The 692-nt window shown below is 40.2% G+C and carries 1 protein-coding gene; it reads right to left on the bottom strand.

Going from position 1 to position 692, the window contains the following annotated elements; genetic code table 11:
- On the bottom strand, positions 1 to 692 hold a 692-nt coding region (locus tag ACFIKD_RS09710; RefSeq protein ID WP_375647945.1), incomplete at both ends, for an autotransporter outer membrane beta-barrel domain-containing protein.

Raw genomic sequence — 692 nt, 5'->3', positions numbered from 1 at the left:
ATTCGATAACTTGATTTCTTTACCCTCAACTTGCAACCATGTAAATTGTCCATAAGGCTGCAACCAACTGCTCTTTGACGTCTTAAGTCGATAACCTGCTTCAAAGGAGGTGCCCACCGCCCATTGCCTATAACTTCCTTCAATCCCTAAACCATTCGTTGAAACTGCCTTTAGAGTATTCTGATAATGATTATATTTTAAAATACCATCCAAATACCATCCACTATGATCCAAATAAGTGACATAAGCGCCAATGCCATAAGTATTGATACCGCTCATACCACCCCGTGCATGCGCAATGCGTACGCGGTCATAACTGCCAAAACCACCTATATAAAATTCTCCATTTTCCCACTCGCTTAAACTATTGATCCCTAAAACAATACCTGTCTGATCCAACTTAAAATCTATATGCTCTGTAGCAATACTCTCTTTAGACTTGATCGCATAGGTCCATAAAGCTGCATTCTTGTTACTTTTATCTAGAATTCCTCTTCCCGCACGCACGGTTTGCATTTCATTGTAAAAAACCATCGCTGGAGCCACAGACATAGATAATACCGCATCTGTAGAGGGAGTGGTTAAAAAGTGAGAAACTGAAAGCGTCTCACTCAATTGTGGAGAAGGCTGTTCTTTATGAACTGGACGCAAAATCATTTGATCGGCTAAAGATTGTGAAGATTCTGAAACAA

The sequence above is a fragment of the Bartonella sp. CR84HXZ genome (genome assembly GCF_042194535.1).
Classification (GTDB): Bacteria; Pseudomonadota; Alphaproteobacteria; order Rhizobiales; family Rhizobiaceae; genus Bartonella; species Bartonella grahamii.
This window is presented reverse-complemented; position numbering and strand designations above follow the sequence as displayed.